The sequence below is a fragment of the Achromobacter xylosoxidans genome, assembly GCF_001457475.1.
In the GTDB taxonomy this organism is placed as follows: domain Bacteria; phylum Pseudomonadota; class Gammaproteobacteria; order Burkholderiales; family Burkholderiaceae_B; genus Achromobacter; species Achromobacter xylosoxidans.
In genome coordinates this window covers 4,089,495-4,108,859 of sequence record NZ_LN831029.1, presented here as the reverse complement: position 1 = coordinate 4,108,859, position 19,365 = coordinate 4,089,495, and the positions used below count along the sequence as shown (strand labels likewise).

Below are 19,365 nucleotides of genomic sequence, written 5' to 3'. Positions count from 1 at the left end.
GGCCGTCCCGTTGCGCAGGCTACGCCGCGCCCGGCCAGTAGTGGCTGTCCGGCAGCGCGCGGGCGCCGAAGATGGCCTGGCCGACGCGCACGACGGTGGCGCCTTCCTCGATGGCGATCTCGAAGTCGCCGGACATGCCCATCGACAGTTCATCCAGGCTGATGCCCGCCGGGGCATCCTGGCGCAGGCGGTCGCGCAGGCCGCGCAGCAGCACGAAGCACTGGCGCACCCGCTCGGCATCGCTGGAGAACAATGCCAGCGTCATGAAGCCGCGCACCCGCAATGAGGAAAACGCCGGCAGCGCCTGGATGAAGGCGGCGACATCGTCGGGCGCCAGGCCGTATTTGCTGGGCTCGCCGGAGGTGTTGACCTGCACGTAGACATCCAGCGCGCGGCCTTCGGCCTGCAGGCGGCGATCCAGCGCTTCGGCCAGGCGCAGGCTGTCCAGCGCCTGGAATTCGCTGGCGAACTGCGCCATCAGCTTGGCCTTGTTGGTCTGCAGGTGGCCGATCACCGACCAGCGCAGGTCGGGCAGGTCCGCGGTGTTCTGCCATTTGCGGTGGGCTTCCTGGATCTTGTTTTCGCCCAGCAGGCGGCAGCCCGCGGCATGGGCCAGCCGGATGCGCGATTCGTCCATGGTCTTGCTGACCGGCAGCAGCCGCACGCCGGCCGGGTCGCGGCCGACGCGCCGGCAGGCGGCGTCCATGCGCGCGTGGATGGCGGCGAGGTTGTGGCGGAAGTCCTCGACGCTCAGCGCCTGCGGATAGCGGCCGTGCTGGTCGTGGCGGGTCTGCGTGTCGGCGCCGCCAGGCGCGGCCTGGGCGGGATCGGTCGGGAGCGTCATCATTTCACCATTTCCTTGCCGGTGGCTTGCGGGCGCGGCAGATCAGTGTAGCGGGGCGGGCGCAGGCGTCGCGGCAGGCGGCCATTGAGCGCGGCATGGGCGAGCAGGCCGATCACCAGGCCCCAGAAGGCGCCGCCGATGCCGAACAGCTTGATGTTGGCCGCTGCCGCCAGGAAGGTGATCAGCGAGGCCTCGCGTGTTTTTGGATCGGCCAGGGCGCCGGCCAGGCTGCCGCCGATGGTGCCCAGCAGCGCCAGGCCCGCCAGGGTGGTGATGAAGGTGGCGGGCAGGGCCATGAACAGGGCGGCCAGCGTCACGCCGAACACGCCGACCAGGATGTAGAACAGGCCCGCGGCGATGCCGGCGATCCAGCGCTTGGACGGATCGTCATGGGCTTCGCGGCCGGTGCAGATGGCGGCGGTGATCGCGGCCACGTTGAAGGCATGCGAGCCGAACGGCGCCATCAGCAGCGAGCCCAGGCCGGTGAGGGTGACGATGGGGTTGGCGCTGGTCTTGAAGCCGTCGTTGCGCAGCACCAGCATGCCCGGCATGTACTGCCCGGTCAGCGTGATCAGGAACAGCGGCAGCGCCACGCTCAGCAGGCCATTGAGCGAGAATGCGGGCGCGGTGAAGACCGGCGTGGCAAATTCCAGCCGCAGACCCGACAGGTCGACCCGGTCCTGCAACAACAGCAGGGCCAGCCCCGACACCAGGATGCCGACCACGGCGTAGCGCGCGGTATAGCGCTTGAGGGCGACGTAGGCCAGGATCAGCCAGCCCGTCAGCAACGGGTCCAGCGACATGCCGCCAAACGCGCCGATTCCGAACGGCAGCAGGATGCCGGCCAACAGGCCGGCGGCCACGCCGGGCGGGATCAGGCGGATGGCCTTGTCGAAGCAGCCGGACAGCCCAAGCGCGACGAACGCGGCGGCCGAGATCAGGTAGGCGCCGATGGCTTCGGCGTAGGGCGTGGTGGCGAGCGCCGTGACCAGGAAGGCCGCGGCGGGCGTGGACCACGCGGTGATGATGGGTTCGCGCGCGGCCCAGCTCAGCAGGATGCCGGTGACGCCGACGCCGATGGACACCGACCAGACCCAGGAGGCGGTCAGCGCTGGACTGAGGCCGGCGACCTTGGCGGCCTGGAACACCAGGATGAAGGTGCCGCCATAGTTGACGATGACCGAGATCAGGCCGGCGACGACGGGATGGAGGAGATCGCGCGCGAGCAGGGGGGAAGCGCTGGGGGAAGACATGGGCGAGACAGGTTGGAAGGGTTGAGTGGCAAGCCACTTTGTAACGCCGTATTGGACTGTCTGGACCGTACACTTTTAGTGGTCTGGCCAGACCACTTTATTGCTCCCGGCGCGCTCGCCGCCGACTAGAATGGTCGGTCGTCATTGACGCTTTCATCGCCCTTGGGCAGACCGCATGAGCAAGACTTTCACGCTTGAGACACTGAAGATCCGCATGGGCGACGCGGACCTGGCGCCGCTCGACCTGCACCAGCGGATCCAGCGCGCGTTGCGCGCGCTGGTGCTGGACGGCGACCTGGATCCCGGCGTGAAGCTGCCCGCCACCCGCGCGCTGGCGCAGTCGCTCGGCGTGGCGCGCGACACGGTCGAAAACGCCTACGTGCAGTTGCAGCGCGATGGGTTCATCGCGCGGCGCAAGGGCTCGGGCAGCTATGTATCGGAAACCATCGGCACCGAACTGCGCGGTTCGGCGCGGCGTCGCGCGCTATCGCGGGAGCGCCGGCCGGCGTCGGCGCAATCGATCGCGCCGGCGGCCGGCCTGAGCCGGCGTGGCCGGGCGATCTTCGACAGCGGCGGCGTGGCCGACCAGCAATCGGTCCAGGCCTTCGCCACGGGGCTGCCCGAGACCCGCAGCTTTCCGCTCGCGGTCTGGGAGCGCTTGCAGCGGCAGGTACTGCGGGACCACCGCGGCCATGTGTTGCTGCATGGCGACCCGCAAGGCGCCGAGCCCCTGCGCCGCGCGATCGCCACCTACCTGAACCTGGAGCGCGGCGCCAAGGTGCGCGCCGAGCAGATCGTGGTGCTGAGCAGCACGCGCCAGGCCTTGTTCCTGTGCGCGCAGTTGCTGGTGGATGCCGGCAAGCCGATCCTGCTGGAGAATCCCGGCTATTTCGGCGCGCGCAAGGCCTTCGAGTTCGCCGAGGCCCGCGTGGTGCCGGTCGACGTCGATGCGCAGGGCATCCGCACCGACCTGCTGCGCGCCGACCGCAGCGGCGCCGCGTGCGTCTACGTGACGCCTTCGCACCAGTATCCGACCGGCGCCACGCTATCGCTGGAGCGCCGGCTCGAACTGACGCGCTGGGCGGCCGAGGGCGGCAGATGGATCATCGAGGACGACTACGACAGCGAATTCCACTACGACGGCCTGCCCACCGCCTGCGTGCAGGGGCTGGACAAGCACGGCCGCACGATCTACCTGGGCACGTTCAGCAAGACCCTGTACCCCGGCCTGCGGATGGGCTACATGGCCTTGCCGGAAGAACTGGTGTCGGCTTTCACCCGCGCGCGCAGCATTGTCGATGGCCATACGCCGCAGATCCTGCAGCTGACGCTGGCGCGTTTCATGGCCGACGGCCACTACAACGCCCACGTGCGCGCCATGCGCAAGCTGTATGCGGCGCGGCGCGAAGCCATGCTGGAAGCGGTCGGCCGGCACCTGGCGGGCGTGGCGCGGGCGTTGCGGCCGGAGGGGGGATTGCAGGTGCCGTGCCTGCTGGAACCGGGCTGGTCCGAAGCGGACACGATCCGCCGGGCGGCGGCGGCCGGCCTGGCGCTGCCGGGACTGGGGCGCCTGTATGCCGGCACGCCCGCGTTGCAGGGCTGGCTGCTGGGCTATGCCTCGCTCAGCGCGCACGAGATCGATCTTGCCATGCGGCGCCTGGCGGCGGCCCTGGGCGGGGAGTAGGGGGCGGGGGGACGCGCCGGCGCCAGAGAGGCGCGGGACCACGGGGTCCGTCGGCGCTAGGCCTTGCGCTTGAGGAAGGCGCCGACGCCGCAGGCCACCGCGATCGCCAGCAGGGCGCCGGCGATGGTCAGGAGGAAATCGGCTTCGCCATGATAGCCGCCGCCGGTCACGCCGCCGGCGACGCTGCCCATCCACAGGACCGCCGTGACCAGCGCGCCCGTGATCGACAGCGCGGTGGCCAGGCACAGGGCGATGAACAGCGGCGCGCGGCGCACGGGCGCCGCGGCGCCGTGGTAGCCGCCGCGGGCGCGACGCGGTTGCATCACCATGTAGAACAGGGCGGCAACCACCGCCGCCAGCATCAGGATCTTGAGGATCACGATGCCGACCGCGTCTTAGTCTTCACGGCGCAGGTGCGGGAAGAGGATGACGTCGCGGATGCTGGGGCTGTCGGTCAGCAGCATCACCAGGCGGTCGATGCCGATGCCGCAGCCGCCCGTCGGGGGCATGCCGTATTCCAGCGCGCGGATGTAGTCGGCGTCGTAGTACATCGCTTCCTCGTCGCCGGCGTCCTTGGCCTCGACCTGCGAGCGGAAACGCTCGGCCTGGTCTTCGGGATCGTTCAGCTCGGAGAAGCCGTTGGCGATCTCGCGGCCCGTCATGAACAGCTCGAAGCGCTCGGTGATGCCCTCGCGGGTATCGGAGGCACGCGCCAGCGGCGACACCTCGACCGGGTAGTCGATGATGTAGGTGGGGTTCCACAGCTTGGCTTCGGCCGTTTCCTCGAACAGCGCCAATTGCAGCGCGCCCAGGCCGGCGCGCGCCAGCACCGGGCCATCGGCATCGGCGCCCAGCTTCTTGAGTTCGGCGCGCACGAAGGCGACGTCGTCCAGTTGCGCCTGGGTGTAGCCGGGGGCGTACTTGAGGATGGCTTCGCAGATGGTCAGGCGGTCGAACGGCTTGGACAGATCCAGCTCGCGTTCCTGGTAGGTCAGCACGGCGCTGCCGGTGGCCGAGATGGCGGCCTGGCGGATCAGTTCCTCGGTGAAGTCCATCAGCCAGCGGTAGTCCGCGAAGGCCGCGTAGAACTCCATCATCGTGAATTCCGGGTTGTGGCGCGGGCTCACGCCTTCATTGCGGAAGTTGCGGTTGACTTCGAACACGCGTTCGAAGCCGCCGACGATGAGGCGCTTGAGATAGAGCTCGGGCGCGATGCGCAGGAACATTTCCATGTCCAGCGCGTTGTGGTGCGTGACGAAGGGCTTGGCCGCCGCGCCGCCCGGAATCGGGTGCAGCATGGGCGTTTCGACTTCGAGGAAGCCGGCGTTCAGCATGAACTGGCGGATGCTGCCCATGGCCTTGCTGCGCGCCTCGAAGGTGCGGCGCGTGGCGTCGGTCATGATGAGGTCGACGTAGCGCTGGCGGTAGCGCAGTTCCTGGTCGGCCACGCCGTGGAACTTGTCCGGCAGCGGGCGCAGCGACTTGGACAGCAGGCGCGCCGTGGCGGCGTGCACCGACAGTTCGCCCTTGTTGGTCTTGAAGACCGACCCTTCGACCGCGATGATGTCGCCGATGTCCCATTGCTTGAACGCGGCGTAGCTGTCTTCGCCCAGCGTGCCGCGGTCCAGGTAGATCTGGATGCGGCCGGTGCTGTCCTGCAGCGTGGCGAAGCTGGCCTTGCCCATGACGCGCTTGAGCATCATGCGGCCGGCGACCTTGACGGTGACGGGCGCGGCGGCCAGGGCTTCCTGCGTCTGGTCGTCGTACTTGTCGTGCAGGGCCGCGGCGCGGGCGTCGGGGACGAAATCGTTGGGATACGCGACCCCGGTCTCGCGCAGTTTGGCCAGCTTGGCGCGCCGTTCGGCGATCAAGCGGTTTTCATCCTGGGCGGTTGCCGGAGCGGTCGTGTGGTCGGTCATGGTCGGGGGATCAGTCGTAATTGCGGATGTCGTCGATTTCGGTGGTGCCGAAGTCGTCGCGATCCAGGTAGGCGAGGATGCGGGAGGCCACGTTGGCGGGCGAGGACAGTTTGCCGCTGGCGTGGAAGTCCTGGAACTTGGCCAGCGCCGGGAAGCTCTTGGGGTCGCTGGAACGGATGGCGGCCTGCATGTCGGTGTCGACAATGCCGGGGGCCAGCGAGACGACGCGCGCGCCGCCTTCGCCCTGTTCCTGCTTGACCACGCGCGAGTACATGTCGAGCGCGGCCTTGGTGGCGCAGTACACGCCCCAGCCGGCATTGGGATTGCGGCCGGCGCCGGACGAGATGTTGAGCACGCGGCGGTCGGCCTTGAGATCTTCGACCGCGGCCAGGAAGCGCGCGGTCAGCAGCATCACGGCCGTCACGTTCAGGTTGAAGGCGGCGGCAATCGCCGGGCCGTCGATCAGCGCGTCGGTGCCGGACACGGGATGCACGGTGCCGGCGTTGTTGATCAGCAGGTAGCGGCCGGCGTCGCGCGGCAGCGCGTCGCAGATGCGGCGCGCGGCCGCTTCCGCCGCGGCCAGGTCCGACAGGTCCACGGACAACTGTTCAAGCTGCGCGTCCTGCGAGCGGGCGTAGGCGGCCAGCTCGGGGTCTTCGCAGCGCGCCAGGGTGATCAGGCGGGTGCCCGGTTTGGCCAGGCCGCGCGCCATGGCGGCGCCGATGCCGCGCGAGGCGCCGGTGAGAATTGCGATGGTGTCGGACATGCGTGGACCCTCGGGGGACGGTGGACGGAAGTATCGCGGAACTTACACGCCTTGCTTGAGGCTGGCCTGGATGAAGGGATCCAGGTCGCCGTCCAGCACTTTCTGCGTGTTGGAGATTTCGACGTTGGTGCGCAGGTCCTTGATGCGGCTCTGGTCCAGCACGTACGAGCGGATCTGGTGGCCCCAGCCCACGTCGGTCTTGGAGTCTTCCAGCTTTTGCTGCTCGGCCATGCGGTTGCGCATTTCCAGTTCGTACAGCTTGGACTTGAGCATCTGCATCGCTTCGGCGCGGTTGCGGTGCTGCGAGCGGTCGTTCTGGCACTGCACCACGATGCCGGTCGGGATGTGCGTCAGGCGCACGGCCGAGTCGGTCTTGTTGATGTGCTGGCCGCCCGCGCCCGAGGCGCGATAGGTGTCCACGCGCAGGTCGGCCGGGTTCACTTCGACTTCGAAGGAATCGTCGACCTCGGGGTAGACGAAGACGCTGGCGAACGAGGTGTGGCGGCCGCCCGAGGAGTCGAACGGGCTCTTGCGCACCAGGCGGTGCACGCCGGTTTCCGTGCGCAGGTAGCCGAAGGCGTATTCGCCCTCGAGCTTGATGGTGGCGGACTTGATGCCGGCGACTTCGCCCTCGGATTCTTCCAGCACTTCGGCCTTGAAGCCCTTGCGCTCGGCGTACTTGAGGTACTGGCGCAGCAGCATCGAGGCCCAGTCCTGCGCTTCCGTGCCGCCCGCGCCGGCCTGGATGTCCAGGAAGCAGTTCAGCGGATCGGCCGGGTTGGAGAACATGCGGCGGAATTCGAGGCTTTCCAGCTTTTCCTGGAAGCCGTTGGCGTCCAGCTCGATGGATTCGAGGGTGGCGTCGTCGTTGTCGGCGGCGGCCAGCTCGAACAGCTCGTTGGAGTCGGCCAGGCCCGTGCCCAGGCCGGTGAGCGTTTCCACCACGTCTTCGAGGGCTTTCTTTTCACGGCCCAGGTCCTGGGCGTGCTTGGGGTCGTTCCAGACCGCCGGGTCTTCGAGCTCGGCGTTTACGACTTGCAGGCGTTCGGCTTTGGCATCGTAGTCAAAGATACCTCCGTAGAGCCTGTTCGCGCTCCGCGTAGTCGGCGAGGCGGGCTGCGAGCTGGTTCTGACGTTCGGCTTCCATGATGATTCCTGATGACTTTTGTGCGAAACCGGACATTTTACCGTGGTTGGGGCCACCCTGTGGGCCCTGCCGCGGAATGGGAGGGACGGATCGAAGCGAAAACACACTAGGGGTTTGCACGCACAGCGGCAAGTTGTTCAGTTTTTTGTCAACTACGGGGTTCTAGGCTTGATGCGCCGGTCCATGCGTCCCCTCGGGGGCGGCGGGACCGCGCAAGCCGCCGGCAGACAGAGCCGGCCTGTCCCGTTAGAGGAGGAGACATTGATGGAACACACTATGGCCCCCGGGGTCTCGCCGGCGATCCCGGCGGCTGAGGAGGACCGGATCTATCGCAAAGTGGGGTGGCGGCTGGTGCCGCTGTTGGTCGTCTGCTACGTCGTGGCCTACCTGGACCGCGTCAACGTGGGCTTCGCCAAGCTGCAGATGCTGCAGGAACTCCAGTTCAGCGAGACGGTGTACGGCTTGGGCGCGGGGATATTCTTCATCGGCTATTTCCTGTTCGAGATCCCCAGCAACATCATCCTGCACAAGGTCGGCGCGCGGGTCTGGATCGCGCGCATCATGATCACCTGGGGCATCATCTCGGCCTGCATGATGTTCGTGACCAGCGTGCACATGTTCTATTTCCTGCGCTTCCTGCTGGGCGCGGCCGAGGCCGGGTTCTTCCCGGGCATCATCCTTTACCTGACCTACTGGTATCCCGCCGCCCGGCGCGGGCGCATCACCACCTTCTTCATGACCGCGGTGCCGATGTCCGGCCTGATCGGCGGCCCGATCTCCGGCTGGATCATGAATACCTTCCACGGCGACCACGGCCTGTCGGGCTGGCAATGGCTGTTCCTGCTCGAAGGCATCCCGTCGGTGATCATCGGCGTGCTGGTGCTGATGTACCTGGATGACCGCATCAACAAGGCCAAGTGGCTGACCGCGAGCGAGAAGGCGGTGCTGATCCGCAATATCGCGGCCGAGGAACAGCACAAGGAAGACCCGCCGATCCGCGCCGCGCTGGCGCATCCGCGCGTGTGGGCGATGGCGCTGATCTACTTCTCGTTCGTGATGGGGCTGTACGGGGTGGGGTTCTGGATGCCGACGCTGATCAAGAGCACCGGCGTGCAAAGCCCGCTGGCGATCGGCCTGCTGACGGCGGTGCCCAACCTGTTCGCGGTGATCGGCATGATCCTGATCGCGCGCAACTCCGACCGCAACCGCGAGCGCCGCTGGCACGTGGCCATCCCGGCCCTGTGCGGCGCGCTGGGGTTGCTGTTCTCGGCGATCTGGAGCGGCAACACGGTGCTGGCCATCCTGGCGCTGACGGTGGCCAACATCGGCATCTGCACGGTGCTGCCGCTGTTCTGGAGCCTGCCGACCGCGCTGCTGGGCGGCACGGCGGCTGCTGCCGGGATCGCGCTGATCAACTCCGTGGGCAACCTGGCGGGCTTCGTCAGTCCCTACCTGGTGGGCTGGCTCAAGGACATGACCGGCACCACCAATACCGGCCTGTACATGCTGTCGGCGTGCCTGGTGATTGGCGCGCTGGTGGCGTTGGCGCAACCGGCCAGGCTGGTCAACAAGTAGCCGCGCGCGCCGCGCGGCGGGGTGGGCAAAAGAAAATGGGCGCATCCTCGCGGATGCGCCCATTTTTATTCGGTATCGGCGAGAAGGCCTTTTGCCGCCGGGCCGCCCCAAGGCAAAAGCGCCCCCTCGGGGGGCAGCTAGCCCGCGCAGCGGGCGCGGCGTGGGGGCAACATCATGCAGCGTGTTCGATTACCAGCTGGACCGACACCATCCCGTTCCACACATTCTGCTCCAGCCGGTAGGCCGCCTGGATGCGTTCGGGCAGCGACTGGTCGTGGCCGAACCAGATGGCGTCGAAGCGCTGCTGGCCGCGTTCGAGCGACAGTTTCAGGTGCTTCTCGCCGACCAGGCGCTGGTTGCGCACCACGAACTCGTCCAGGAACAGCGGCGCGGCGAAACCCGCGCCCCACACCTGTTGCTGCAACAGGCCGGCAACCTCGGCATTGGCGTAGCCGGATTCCAGCGAGCCATCGGTCTCGATGACCGGCTCGAAGCTGTCGCGACCGGTCAGTTCGCGCACGGCCGCGTCGAAGGCGGGGGCGAAGGCCGGGAAGTCGTTGCGGCCCAGCGTCAGGCCGGCCGCCATGGCGTGGCCGCCGAACTTGCGGATCAGGTTGGGGTGGCGCTTGGACACCAGGTCGAGCACGTCGCGCAGGTGCACGTCGGGAATCGAACGGCCCGAGCCGCGGATTTCGTCGTCGCCGGCCGGGGCGAAGGCCAGGGTGGGGCGCCAGAATTTCTCTTTCAGGCGCGAGGCCACCAGGCCCACCACGCCCTGGTGCCAGCCCGGGTCGAACACGCAGACCGTGGCGCCCGGCGCGGCGTCGGGCGCCTCCATGGCGGCCAGCGCCTGTTCGCGCATCTCGGCCTCGATGCTGCGGCGCTCGCGGTTGATGTTGTCCAGTTCGCGCGCCATTTCCAGCGCCTGGGCCTCGTCGTCGGTGGTCAGGCAGGCGATGCCCAGGCTCATGTCGGCCAGCCGGCCGGCGGCGTTGATGCGCGGGCCCAGCGCGAAGCCCAGGTCGAAGCCGTTGGCGCTGCGCGGCTCGCGCCCGGCCACGGCGAACAGGGCGCGCAGCCCAGGTTGCAGGCGGCCGCTGCGCATGCGTTGCAGCCCCTGGGTCACCAGCAGGCGGTTGTTGGCGTCCAGCTTGACCACGTCGGCCACCGTGCCCAGCGCCACCAGGTCGGACAGCGCGTCCAGGCGCGGCCCGCCATCGGGGGCGTAGACGCCGCGGCGGCGCAGCTCGGCGCGCAGCGCCAGCATCATGTAGAAGATGACGCCGACGCCCGCCAGGTTCTTGGACGGGAAGCCGCAGCCCGGCTGGTTCGGATTGACGATGGCCAGGGCGTCCGGCAGCGTGTCGCCCGGCAGGTGGTGGTCGGTGATGACCACGCCGATGCCGGCGGCGTTGGCCGCGGCCACGCCGTCGACGCTGGCGATGCCGTTGTCCACGGTGATGATGATGTCGGGCTTGCCGGCGCGATGGCGGCAGGCCAGCTCGACCACGGCGGGCGACAGGCCGTAGCCGGTCTCGAAGCGGTTGGGCACCAGGAAGTCGACGTCGGCGCCCATGGCCGACAGGGCGCGCAGGCCGACGGCGCAGGCGGTGGCGCCGTCGCAGTCATAGTCGGCCACGATCAGCAGCTTCTTGCCGGCCTGGATGGCGTCGGCCAGCACGCCGGCGGCGTGGGTCGAATGGGTCAGGCCGGCCGGCGGCAGCAACGAGGGCCAGGCCAGCCTGGTCTGGTCGGGATGGACGACGCCGCGCGCGGCCCACAGGCGCGCCAGCAGGGGATGGATGCCCGAGGATTCCAGGACATGGCAGGCGGCGAGGTCGGCGCGGCGGACGGTTAAGCGGGGTGAGACCACCAGGCGCTCCAGTTTTTCTTGGGCGCGGGCAGCAAGCCGAGCAGGCCCCCGCGCGGTTTCAGGGTGAGGGTGGCGCTGCGGTCGTCGCCCAGCAGCAGCAGTTCGGCGGGCGCGTCCGGCAGGCCCTTGGGACCGGCCAGCGCTTGCAGGCGCCGGTCGAGCGCGGCCAGGGCGTCGAGCCAGGCGGCCCAGTCGCCGGCGCGCTGCGCAGCGTCCAGCTCGGTCATGACCTGTTCCGGGCCGGCCGGGCGCATGGTCCAGGGCGTGCCGCCGCCATACAGCCAGAGGGCGTTGACCGGCGGCAGGCCGCGCGCGGCGCGGGCTTCGTTGGCCGGGTGCTCGTGCCACGACATCTGGATCTCATTGAGCAGACGGCGCCATGGCCGGGTTTCGGCATCCTGGCGCCACCAGTCGTTCAGGCGCTGGCCGGCCACCGCCAGGGGGCTGGCGGTCTGCGGCCGCAGGCCGTCCGGCAGGCGCAGGCGCCAGCGGGAGGCCGACAGCGCCTGGACCGCGAAGCCGGTGTCTTCGAACAGGGGGCGGGCGGTGTCCAGCAGCGCGGCGGTTTCGTCGTCGCGCAGTTCCATCAGGGCGGGATCGAGCAGGGTGGCCTGGTCGGTGCCCAGGGCCAGGTGGACCAGTTCGGCCAGCCAGACAGGGCCGTCCGCGGGCTGGCCGGCGGCCAGCAGCGGGCCCAGTCCGGCGCCCGGCAGCAGGCCGGCCTCGGGCGTGTAGCCCGCCCGGCGCAGTTGCCAGGCTTCGAACGCGGTGCAGCCCTGGGTACGGATATCGTGGGCCTGGACCCGGGCGCTGCCGGCCTGCAGCCAGCGGTGCAGGGTGGGCGCGCGCTGGGGCAGCAGTTTGGCCAGTTCCGCGGCGACGGGAAGGGCGGGCAAGGCGCCCGGGATGACGATCAGCATGGGCAGGATTGTAGACGCAGGCCGGCATGGGAACTAAGCCCGGCTCCGACTGCCATAGCTTGTCACGGCTTGTCTTGCCTTCCCGCATTCCGGGGACGGTTTTACGGCCGGTTAATGCCATAATGCGCTCGTGCTGAAAATACCCTACGAACTCTGGATCGGCGCCCGCTATGCCGGGTTGGCCCGGATCCGCCAGCGACGCGGCCGCCGCGATCGCTTCATCTCTTTCATCGCGGCCAGTTCCATGGCCGGCATCGCGCTGGGCGTCGCCGCCCTGATCGTGGTGCTATCGGTCATGAACGGCTTCCAGAAAGAGGTCCGTGACCGCATGCTGTCGGTGCTGCCGCACATCGAACTCTACATTCCCGGCGCCGCGCCCGAGCGCGTGCTGGAACAATGGCAGCAGTTCGCGGATGCCGCCAAACGCAATCCCGAGGTCAAGGCCGGCGCGCCGTTCGTGGCCGCGCAAGGCATGCTGGTGCGCGGCCAGGCGCTGCGCGGGGTGCAGGTGCGCGGCATCGACCCGGCCACCGAAGGCAACGTGTCCGACCTGCCGCGGCAGATGGTGTCGGGCAAGCTGGCCGACCTGAAACCGGGCGGCTTCGGCGTGGTGCTGGGCAACGAGCTGGCCGACGGCATGGGCGTGAAGGTGGGCGATACGCTGCTGATGCTGGCGCCGCAGGGCTCGATCAGCCCGGCCGGCTTCGCGCCGCGCATGCGCCAGTTCACCGTGGTGGGCGTGTTCTCTTCGGGCCACTACGAATATGATTCCTCGCTGGCCTTCGTCGACAACGAAGACGCCGCCAAGGTGTTCCGCGACAGCGGCACCGCCGGCGTGCGCCTGCGCATCGCCGACATGCAGAAGGCGCCCGAAGTCGCGGCCGAGCTGCGCAACGTGCTGCCGCCGTACGTCATGGCCAGCGACTGGTCGCGCAACAACCGCACCTGGTTCGCCGCCGTGCAGACCGAAAAGCGCATGATGTTCCTGATCCTGGCGCTGATCGTCGCGGTGGCCGCGTTCAACCTGCTGTCGTCGCTGGTGATGGCGGTCAAGGACAAGCAGTCGGACATCGCCATCCTGCGCACGCTGGGCGCCGGACCGGGCGAAGTGGCCCGCATCTTCCTGGTGCAGGGCGCGCTGATCGGCGTCATCGGCACGCTGCTGGGCGTGGCCGGCGGCATCCTCATCGCCTACAACGTCGACGTGATCGTGCCGTTCATCGAGCGCCTGCTGGGGGTGCACTTCCTGCCGCGCGAAATCTATTTCATCAGCGCCCTGCCGTCCGATCCGCAGGTGGGCGACATCGTGACCATCGGCGTGACCTCCCTGGTGCTGTCGCTGCTGGCGACCTTGTATCCCAGCTGGCGCGCCTCGCGCCTGCAACCCGCACAGGTGCTGCGCCATGATTGATTCCCTTTCCCCGGCACTGCAGGCCGATGATCTCGTCAAGATCTACGACGAGGGTCCGGCCCGCATCGAGGTGCTGAGCAACGTCAGCCTGAGCGTGGCGCGCGGCGAGATGGTCGCCATCGTCGGCGCGTCCGGCTCCGGCAAGAGCACCCTGCTGCACATCCTGGGCCTGCTGGACGTGCCCACCAGCGGCTCGGTCGCGGTCGATGGGCAACTGGCCGTCGGCCTTTCCGAAGCGAAGAAGAGCCAGGTGCGCAACCGCAGCCTGGGCTTCGTCTACCAGTTCCACCATCTGTTGCCGGAATTCTCGGCGCTGGACAACGTGGCCATGCCGCTGATCGTGCGGCGCGAGAACCGCGACAAGGCCCGCGCGGCGGCGCGCGAGGTGCTGGGCCTGGTGGGCCTGGCGGCGCGCGAAGGCCACTTCCCCGGCCAGCTGTCGGGCGGCGAGCGCCAGCGCGTGGCGCTGGCGCGCGCGCTGGTGACGCGGCCGGTCTGCGTGCTGGCCGACGAGCCCACCGGCAACCTCGACCGCCACACCGCCCACAACATGTTCGAGCTGCTGACCCGCGTCAACCGCGAGTCGGGCACGGCGTTTGCGATCGTCACCCACGATCCCGAGCTGGCGGCGCGCGCCGATCGCCAGCTGCTGATGGAAAACGGCCGGCTGGTCTCGGGCTGAGGCCTGCCCGCGGGCCGGGCGGCGCGATGATTGAGCAGGAAACCGGGGCAAGGAGGCCGCGCCCATGCTGATCGACACCCATTGCCACCTGGATGCCGCCGAGTTCGATGCCGACCGCCCCGAAGTGGCCGCGCACGCGCTCGACTCCGGCGTGCAGGCCATTGTCATTCCCGCCATCGAACGCGCCAATTTTGCCGTCGTGCGGGACCTTGCCGCACAGGTCGCCGGCGGCGCCTACGCGCTGGGCATCCATCCCCTTTACGTGCAGCGCGCCGATGACGCCGACCTGGACGCCTTGCGCGAGGCCATCCGGCAAGCGCTGGGCGATCCGCGCTTCGTGGCCATCGGCGAGATCGGGCTGGATTTCTTCGTGCCTGAAATCGCTTCGGGCGAGCCGCGCGCGCGCCAGGAGCGTTTCTACGCCGCCCAGTTGGCCATGGCGGCGGAATTCAAGCTGCCGGTGCTGCTGCACGTGCGCAAGTCGCAGGACATCCTGCTCAAGTACCTGCGGCGCCACGACCGTATCGGCGGCATCGCGCACGCCTTCAACGGCAGCGCGCAGCAGGCCCAGGCCTTTGTCGAACAGGGCTTCGCGCTGGGGCTGGGCGGCGCCATGACCTACGAGCGGGCGCTGCAGATCCGCCGCCACGCCACCGACGTCGACCTGCGCCACCTGGTGCTGGAGACCGACGCGCCGGACATCCCGCCGGCCTGGCTGCACCCGCCGCGGCGGCGCAACCGGCCGGGCGAGTTGGCGCGCATTGCCCAGGTGCTGGCCGAACTGCGCGGAATCACGCCGGCGCAGGTGGCGCAGGCGACCACGGCCAATGCCTTGCGGGTATTGCCGCGGCTGTCGGCAGCGATCCTGGCGGACGACTGAGACCGGGCGCCAGATGCCCGATGACGGCGCGGCGCCGCCATCGGGACACAGCTCAGGCCGCCACGCGCGGCAGTTCGATGCGCACGCTCAGGCCATGCGGCGCGACATTGCGCGCCGAGATCCGGCCCTTGTGCGCCGCGACGGCGGCGCGCGCAATGCTCAGGCCCAGGCCGGCGCCGCCGGCAGGCGCGCCGGCGGCCGGGGCGCCCTGGTAGAACGGTTCGAACAGATACGCCAGTTCCTTTTCCGGAACGCCGGGGCCGTTGTCCTCGATTTCCAGGCAGGCCTCGCCGGCGTCCACCAGCAGGCGCGCCTGGATCGCGCCGCCCGCCGGGGCGAAGCGCAGGGCGTTGCGCAGCACGTTTTCGATGGCGCTGGCCAGGCTGTCGCGGTCGGCCGCGATGCGCAGCGGCGCCGGGCGGTGCCAGGCGATGGCAATGCGGCGTTCGCCGGCCTCGAAGCGCGCATCCTGCACCACCTCGTCGACCACCTCGGCCAGGTCCAAGGTCGCGGTAGGCTGGGGCAGGGCGCCCATGCGCGCCAGCCGCAAGGTGCTGCCCACCAGCGTATCCAGCCGTTCGCATTCCCGTTCGATGCGGTCCAGCTGCAGGTCCTGGCGTTCGTCCTTGCGGCGCGCCAGTTCGACGCCCAGGCGCATCCGCGCCAGCGGCGAGCGCAATTCATGGGCGATGTTGCGCAGCAGCTGCTCGCGCGTATCGACCAGCGCCTGCAGGCGGCCCGCCATGGCGTCGAAGTCGCGCGCCAGCAGGCCCAGTTCGTCCTTGCGCAGCGGCAGCGCCGCCGGCGTGCGGGTATCCAGCCGGCCGGCGGCCAGCGAGCGGGCCGCGCCCCGCAGTTGCTCCAGCGGCGCGGCCACGTGGCGGGTCAGGGCCCAGCAGAAGGGCGCCGTGACCGCCAGCGCGAACAGCAGCAGCCCCAGCGTGACCGGCGTCAGGCCTAGCACCTCCCAGTGCGAGGAGTCGAACGGCAGGAACAGCATCAGCAGTTCGCTATGATCCGGCAACACCAGCAACTGTGGATCCCACCACGATACGCGCAGCGCGTCCGGGTCGGCGGGCACGTCGATGGCGGCGATCAGGCCGTGATCGGGCGAGGCGCGGAAGGCGGCCAGCCAATCGTCCAGGCGGGTCGGCAGGCGCCGTTCGAGGATGTCGCGGTCCTGCGTGTCGACGATGTAGATCTTGAGCGCCGAATAGCGCGCGTCCATGGCCCCGACCCAGCGCCGCAGGCCCTCGGCGCCTTCGCGGCGCGCGATCTGGGCGGCATCGCGCGTCAGGTTGCCGGGGTTCAGGCCGTCGAGCGAATCGACGCGGTACCAGGCGACCGCCGCGGTCAGCATCATGCCGCAGACCATGATGACGGCCATCGCGCCCCAGAAGGTCAGGAAGGCGCGCCAGAAGAGGGAGCGGACCGGCAGCCAGCGCATCAGGCCGCGCCGGCCAGCACGTAGCCCAGTCCGCGCAGGTTGCGGATGGCGGGGGCGTCGCCGGCCTGGTCCAGCTGCAGCTTCCTGCGCAGGCTGCTGATGTGGGTGTCGATGCTGCGGTCGTAGCGGTCGGCGGCGCGGCCCAGCGCATACAGGCTGATCTGCTCGCGCGGCACCACCTGGCCCGGGGTGCGCATCAGGACTTCGAGGATGCGTTGCTCGGCGCCGGTCAGCAGGACTTCCTGGGCGCCCAGGCGGGCGCGGCCGCTGGCGGCATCCAGCGACAGCGCGCCCACGCTCAGTTCGGGCGGGGCGGGTTCGGGTTTTTCCTCGAAGCGGCGCAGCACCGCGCCGATGCGGGCCTTGAGCTCACGCGGGCCGAAGGGCTTGGTCAGGTAGTCGTCGGCGCCCAGTTCGAGTCCCAGCACCCGATCGGTTTCGCCGCCGTGGGCGGTGAACATGATGACGGGACGGCGCGAATGGCGGCGCATATGGCGCAGCAGATCGAGGCCGTTGCCGTCGGGAAGCATCAGGTCGAGCAGCACCAGATCGAAGCATTCCTGCATTGCAAGCGGCAGACCTTGGGCGCTGTTGTGCGCCAGCGTCAGTTCGATGTGGGTGGGCTCTAGGTACTCGCGCAGCATCAATGCCAGGTCGACGTCGTCGTCGATCAACAGGATGCGGCGCGTTGCCATGGGGGTGGGTATGGACATGCGCTTGGGTTCTGTTGCCACGGCAGCATAGCGGGTCGCCGGCGGCCGAAGTGTCAAGAAGTGCGAAGAAAGTAAAAGTTGCGGAAAGCGTGTTGCAGCTCACGGATGGGCTCAATTCTAATATGAGAATAGTTTTCATTAAAAATTGAAGCGGAACGGGGCTGCGCGTGGGGCGCGGCGCCGTCCGGGACGGGAGAGTCTGAAATCATGAGCAGCAACGATCTGGCCGCGCGCCGCGCATTCGGCCCGCGTACCCGCCTGGCTGTCGCCCTGTGCGCCACCGGCCTTGCCACCGGTCATCCGGCCTGGGCGCAATTGGCCGCGTCGGCCGACCCCAAGAAGCTGGATACCGTGGTGGTCACGGCCAGCGGCTACGAGCAGCAGATCCAGGACGCGCCTGCCTCGATCAGCGTGATCACGCGCCAGGATCTGGAAAAGAAGTTCTACCGCGACGTCACCGACGCGCTGGTCGAAGTGCCGGGCGTGGTGGTCACGGGCGGCGGCGACCGCCAGGACATCAGCCTGCGCGGCATGGGCCCGAAGTACACGCTGATCCTGATCGACGGCAAGCGCCAGAATTCGCGCGAAACCCGCACCAACTCCGACTCCAGCGGCGTCGAAGGCGGCTGGACGCCGCCGATCTCGGCCATCGAGCGCATCGAGGTGGTGCGCGGGCCGATGTCGTCGCTGTATGGTTCCGACGCCATGGGCGGGGTGATCAACATCATCACCCGCAAGGTGCCCAACGAGTGGGGCGGTGAAATCCGCATGGACACCACCATCCAGGAAAGCAGCAAGTCCGGCGACATCTACCAGGGCAACTTCTACCTGGCGGGCCCGATCAAGAACGACCTGCTGGGCCTGCAGATCTACGGCCAGGCGACCCAGCGCGACGAAGACAGGATCATCGACGGCTACCGCAAGCGCAATGCCACCAACATCACGGCCAAGTTGGCGCTCACGCCCAACCGCGATCACGACATCGTGCTGGAAGCCACTTCCAGCCGCCAGAAGTACGAGAACACGCTGGGCAAGACCGTCGCGCCGCTGGCTCCCGGCGTGGCGTGCCCACGCAACGGCTGCCCGGCCTCGTCGGAAACCGATTACCGCAGCAACAAGTGGGCGTTGTCGCATACCGGCCGCTGGGGTTGGGCCGTGTCCGACAGCTACGTGCAGCAGGAAGAGTTCGACAACCGCTCGCGCCAGATGAAGATCAAGAACCTGGACCTGCAGACCAGCTGGACGCTGCCGCTCGGTTCGCACATGCTGACGCTGGGCGGCACCTACCTGACGCAGCGCCTGACCGACCAGACCGGCAACCAATTGGCCGGCGGCCCCAGCAAGGTGGAGCGCTACCAGTGGGCGCTGTTCGCCGAGGACGAATGGCGCCTGGCCGAGAGCTTCGCGCTGACCGGCGGCCTGCGCATGGACCAGGACGAGAACTTCGGCAGCCATTTCAGTCCGCGCCTGTACGGCGTGTGGCACATGGCCGAACGCTGGACCCTGAAGGGCGGCGTGTCCACCGGTTTCCGCGCGCCCGACCTGCGCCAGACCGTGGCCGGCTGGGGCCAGGTCAGCCGCGGCGGCAACATGTACGGCAACCCCGACCTGACGCCCGAGAAGTCGGTGACCCAGGAACTCGGCCTGCTGTATGACGACGGCGAGGGCTTCAATGCCGGCCTGACCCTGTTCAACAACAACTTCAAGGACAAGATCACGCGCGTCGCGTGCCCGCTGTCGCAGTGCACCGATGGCCCCAACCAGTTCGGCTCCAACCCCACCACCTACATGAACGTGGACAAGGCGGTGTCGCGCGGCGTCGAGGCCAACCTGAAGCTGCCGCTGGGCCGTGACTGGTCGCTGACTAGCAGCTACACCTTCACCAAGTCGGAACAGAAGTCCGGCCAGTACCAGGGCCAGCCGCTGAACCAGCTGCCCAAGCACCTGTTCACCACCACGGTCAACTGGCAGGCTTCCGACGCGCTCGAAGCGTGGGCGCGCCTGAATTACCGCGGCAAGGAAAGCCAGCCGATCACTGGCCCGTCCTCGACCTCGCTGGTGGCGCCGTCGTACACCTTCGTCGACTTGGGCGGCTCGTATGCCGTGAACAAGAAGGTGTCGGTCTACGCCGGCATCTACAACCTGTTCGACAAGCAGGTCGGCTACGACGACTACGGCTACGTCGAAGACGGCCGCCGCTACTGGCTGGGCGTGGGCGTGAAGTTCTGAGCCCGCAGGCAACACCAGGGAA

General features: G+C 68.8%; 16 protein-coding genes. 6 read left to right on the top strand and 10 right to left on the bottom strand.

Annotated elements, in window-relative coordinates:
- Nucleotides 1-19 precede the first annotated feature (19 nt).
- Together AT699_RS18400 and AT699_RS18395 are read right to left on the bottom strand one after the other, a co-directional pair.
- Nucleotides 20-847 (bottom strand): YggS family pyridoxal phosphate-dependent enzyme, encoded by an 828-nt coding sequence (locus tag AT699_RS18400; RefSeq protein WP_024069429.1) that lies wholly within the window; start codon nt 845-847, stop codon nt 20-22.
- Entirely contained in the window at nt 844-2,097 is a 1,254-nt protein-coding gene (locus tag AT699_RS18395; protein WP_024069428.1) for a benzoate/H(+) symporter BenE family transporter, read from the bottom strand. The genes AT699_RS18400 and AT699_RS18395 overlap by 4 nt, the downstream gene beginning before the upstream one ends.
- 175 nt (nt 2,098-2,272) lie before the next feature.
- On the opposite strand from AT699_RS18395, the gene pdxR reads away from it, so the two are divergent.
- Nucleotides 2,273-3,781, top strand: coding sequence for a MocR-like pyridoxine biosynthesis transcription factor PdxR (pdxR, locus tag AT699_RS18390; protein WP_024069426.1), 1,509 nt, complete (start codon nt 2,273-2,275; stop codon nt 3,779-3,781).
- A 56-nt stretch (nt 3,782-3,837) separates the two neighbouring features.
- On the opposite strand, the gene AT699_RS18385 is transcribed toward pdxR, so the two are convergent.
- The 4 genes from AT699_RS18385 to prfB all read right to left on the bottom strand — a co-directional run bounded on the left by AT699_RS18385 (nt 3,838) and on the right by prfB (nt 7,613).
- A complete protein-coding gene (locus AT699_RS18385) occupies nt 3,838-4,161 on the bottom strand; it encodes a hypothetical protein (RefSeq protein ID WP_020928310.1) in 324 nt (107 codons plus the stop codon).
- Nucleotides 4,162-4,176: 15 nt separating this feature from the next.
- A complete protein-coding gene (gene lysS, locus AT699_RS18380) occupies nt 4,177-5,700 on the bottom strand; it encodes a lysine--tRNA ligase (protein ID WP_024069425.1) in 1,524 nt (507 codons plus the stop codon).
- A 10-nt stretch (nt 5,701-5,710) separates the two neighbouring features.
- Nucleotides 5,711-6,466, bottom strand: coding sequence for an SDR family oxidoreductase (locus AT699_RS18375; protein WP_024069424.1), 756 nt, complete (start codon nt 6,464-6,466; stop codon nt 5,711-5,713).
- Nucleotides 6,467-6,508: 42 nt separating this feature from the next.
- Nucleotides 6,509-7,613, bottom strand: a protein-coding gene (gene prfB, locus AT699_RS18370) for a peptide chain release factor 2 (protein WP_102949866.1) whose coding sequence is annotated in 2 segments (ribosomal slippage) — nt 6,509-7,531 and nt 7,533-7,613 — 1,104 coding nt in all. Because the reading frame shifts where the segments join, the coding sequence is not laid out codon by codon here.
- Nucleotides 7,614-7,877: 264 nt separating this feature from the next.
- Here prfB and AT699_RS18365 point away from each other — a divergent pair.
- Nucleotides 7,878-9,188 (top strand): MFS transporter, encoded by a 1,311-nt coding sequence (locus AT699_RS18365; protein ID WP_049058060.1) that lies wholly within the window; start codon nt 7,878-7,880, stop codon nt 9,186-9,188.
- Nucleotides 9,189-9,360: 172 nt separating this feature from the next.
- Here AT699_RS18365 and recJ read toward each other — a convergent pair whose 3' ends face one another.
- Both recJ and AT699_RS18355 read right to left on the bottom strand, forming a co-directional pair.
- On the bottom strand, nt 9,361-11,061 hold the full coding sequence (gene recJ / locus AT699_RS18360; RefSeq protein ID WP_024069421.1) for a single-stranded-DNA-specific exonuclease RecJ: 1,701 nt from the start codon (nt 11,059-11,061) through the stop codon (nt 9,361-9,363).
- Nucleotides 11,043-11,981 carry a Regulatory protein, RpfE type gene (locus AT699_RS18355; RefSeq protein WP_024069420.1) on the bottom strand — a complete coding sequence of 313 codons (939 nt, stop codon included), beginning with the start codon at nt 11,979-11,981 and terminating at the stop codon, nt 11,043-11,045. Before AT699_RS18355 ends, recJ begins: the two co-directional genes overlap by 19 nt.
- Before the next feature lie 178 nt (nt 11,982-12,159).
- Between AT699_RS18355 and AT699_RS18350 the strand changes: the two genes are divergently transcribed.
- From AT699_RS18350 to AT699_RS18340, 3 genes are all read left to right on the top strand, one after another.
- Nucleotides 12,160-13,392: a lipoprotein-releasing ABC transporter permease subunit gene (locus AT699_RS18350; RefSeq protein ID WP_230846718.1), complete on the top strand. Its 1,233-nt coding sequence runs from the start codon at nt 12,160-12,162 to the stop codon at nt 13,390-13,392.
- Nucleotides 13,385-14,074: an ABC transporter ATP-binding protein gene (locus AT699_RS18345; protein ID WP_006384955.1), complete on the top strand. Its 690-nt coding sequence runs from the start codon at nt 13,385-13,387 to the stop codon at nt 14,072-14,074. The genes AT699_RS18350 and AT699_RS18345 overlap by 8 nt, the downstream gene beginning before the upstream one ends.
- Before the next feature lie 64 nt (nt 14,075-14,138).
- Nucleotides 14,139-14,954: a TatD family hydrolase gene (locus tag AT699_RS18340; protein ID WP_020928303.1), complete on the top strand. Its 816-nt coding sequence runs from the start codon at nt 14,139-14,141 to the stop codon at nt 14,952-14,954.
- Nucleotides 14,955-15,006: 52 nt separating this feature from the next.
- Here the strand turns inward: AT699_RS18340 and AT699_RS18335 are convergent, their stop codons facing one another.
- Both AT699_RS18335 and AT699_RS18330 read right to left on the bottom strand, forming a co-directional pair.
- Nucleotides 15,007-16,401, bottom strand: coding sequence for a sensor histidine kinase (locus tag AT699_RS18335; protein ID WP_024069419.1), 1,395 nt, complete (start codon nt 16,399-16,401; stop codon nt 15,007-15,009).
- The gene (locus AT699_RS18330; protein WP_024069418.1) at nt 16,401-17,096 is read right to left on the bottom strand and encodes a response regulator transcription factor; all 696 of its coding nucleotides are present in this window, start codon (nt 17,094-17,096) and stop codon (nt 16,401-16,403) included. The genes AT699_RS18335 and AT699_RS18330 overlap by 1 nt, the downstream gene beginning before the upstream one ends.
- 225 nt (nt 17,097-17,321) lie before the next feature.
- On the opposite strand from AT699_RS18330, the gene AT699_RS18325 reads away from it, so the two are divergent.
- Nucleotides 17,322-19,343, top strand: a complete 2,022-nt coding sequence (locus AT699_RS18325; RefSeq protein WP_024069417.1) for a ligand-gated channel protein — start codon at nt 17,322-17,324, stop codon at nt 19,341-19,343.
- Nucleotides 19,344-19,365: the final 22 nt, after the last annotated feature.

What these genes read in the sequence shown, in the direction of transcription:
- AT699_RS18365 (WP_049058060.1), top strand. Translation starts at nt 7,878, where the DNA reads ATGGAACACACTATGGCCCCCGGGGTCTCGCCGGCGATCCCGGCGGCT.
- pdxR (WP_024069426.1), top strand. Translation starts at nt 2,273, where the DNA reads ATGAGCAAGACTTTCACGCTTGAGACACTGAAGATCCGCATGGGCGAC.
- AT699_RS18400 (WP_024069429.1), bottom strand. Translation starts at nt 847, where the DNA reads ATGATGACGCTCCCGACCGATCCCGCCCAGGCCGCGCCTGGCGGCGCC.
- AT699_RS18395 (WP_024069428.1), bottom strand. Translation starts at nt 2,097, where the DNA reads ATGTCTTCCCCCAGCGCTTCCCCCCTGCTCGCGCGCGATCTCCTCCAT.
- AT699_RS18345 (WP_006384955.1), top strand. Translation starts at nt 13,385, where the DNA reads ATGATTGATTCCCTTTCCCCGGCACTGCAGGCCGATGATCTCGTCAAG.
- AT699_RS18355 (WP_024069420.1), bottom strand. Translation starts at nt 11,981, where the DNA reads ATGCTGATCGTCATCCCGGGCGCCTTGCCCGCCCTTCCCGTCGCCGCG.
- AT699_RS18335 (WP_024069419.1), bottom strand. Translation starts at nt 16,401, where the DNA reads ATGCGCTGGCTGCCGGTCCGCTCCCTCTTCTGGCGCGCCTTCCTGACC.
- AT699_RS18330 (WP_024069418.1), bottom strand. Translation starts at nt 17,096, where the DNA reads ATGGCAACGCGCCGCATCCTGTTGATCGACGACGACGTCGACCTGGCA.
- AT699_RS18375 (WP_024069424.1), bottom strand. Translation starts at nt 6,466, where the DNA reads ATGTCCGACACCATCGCAATTCTCACCGGCGCCTCGCGCGGCATCGGC.
- AT699_RS18340 (WP_020928303.1), top strand. Translation starts at nt 14,139, where the DNA reads ATGCTGATCGACACCCATTGCCACCTGGATGCCGCCGAGTTCGATGCC.
- AT699_RS18325 (WP_024069417.1), top strand. Translation starts at nt 17,322, where the DNA reads ATGAGCAGCAACGATCTGGCCGCGCGCCGCGCATTCGGCCCGCGTACC.
- lysS (WP_024069425.1), bottom strand. Translation starts at nt 5,700, where the DNA reads ATGACCGACCACACGACCGCTCCGGCAACCGCCCAGGATGAAAACCGC.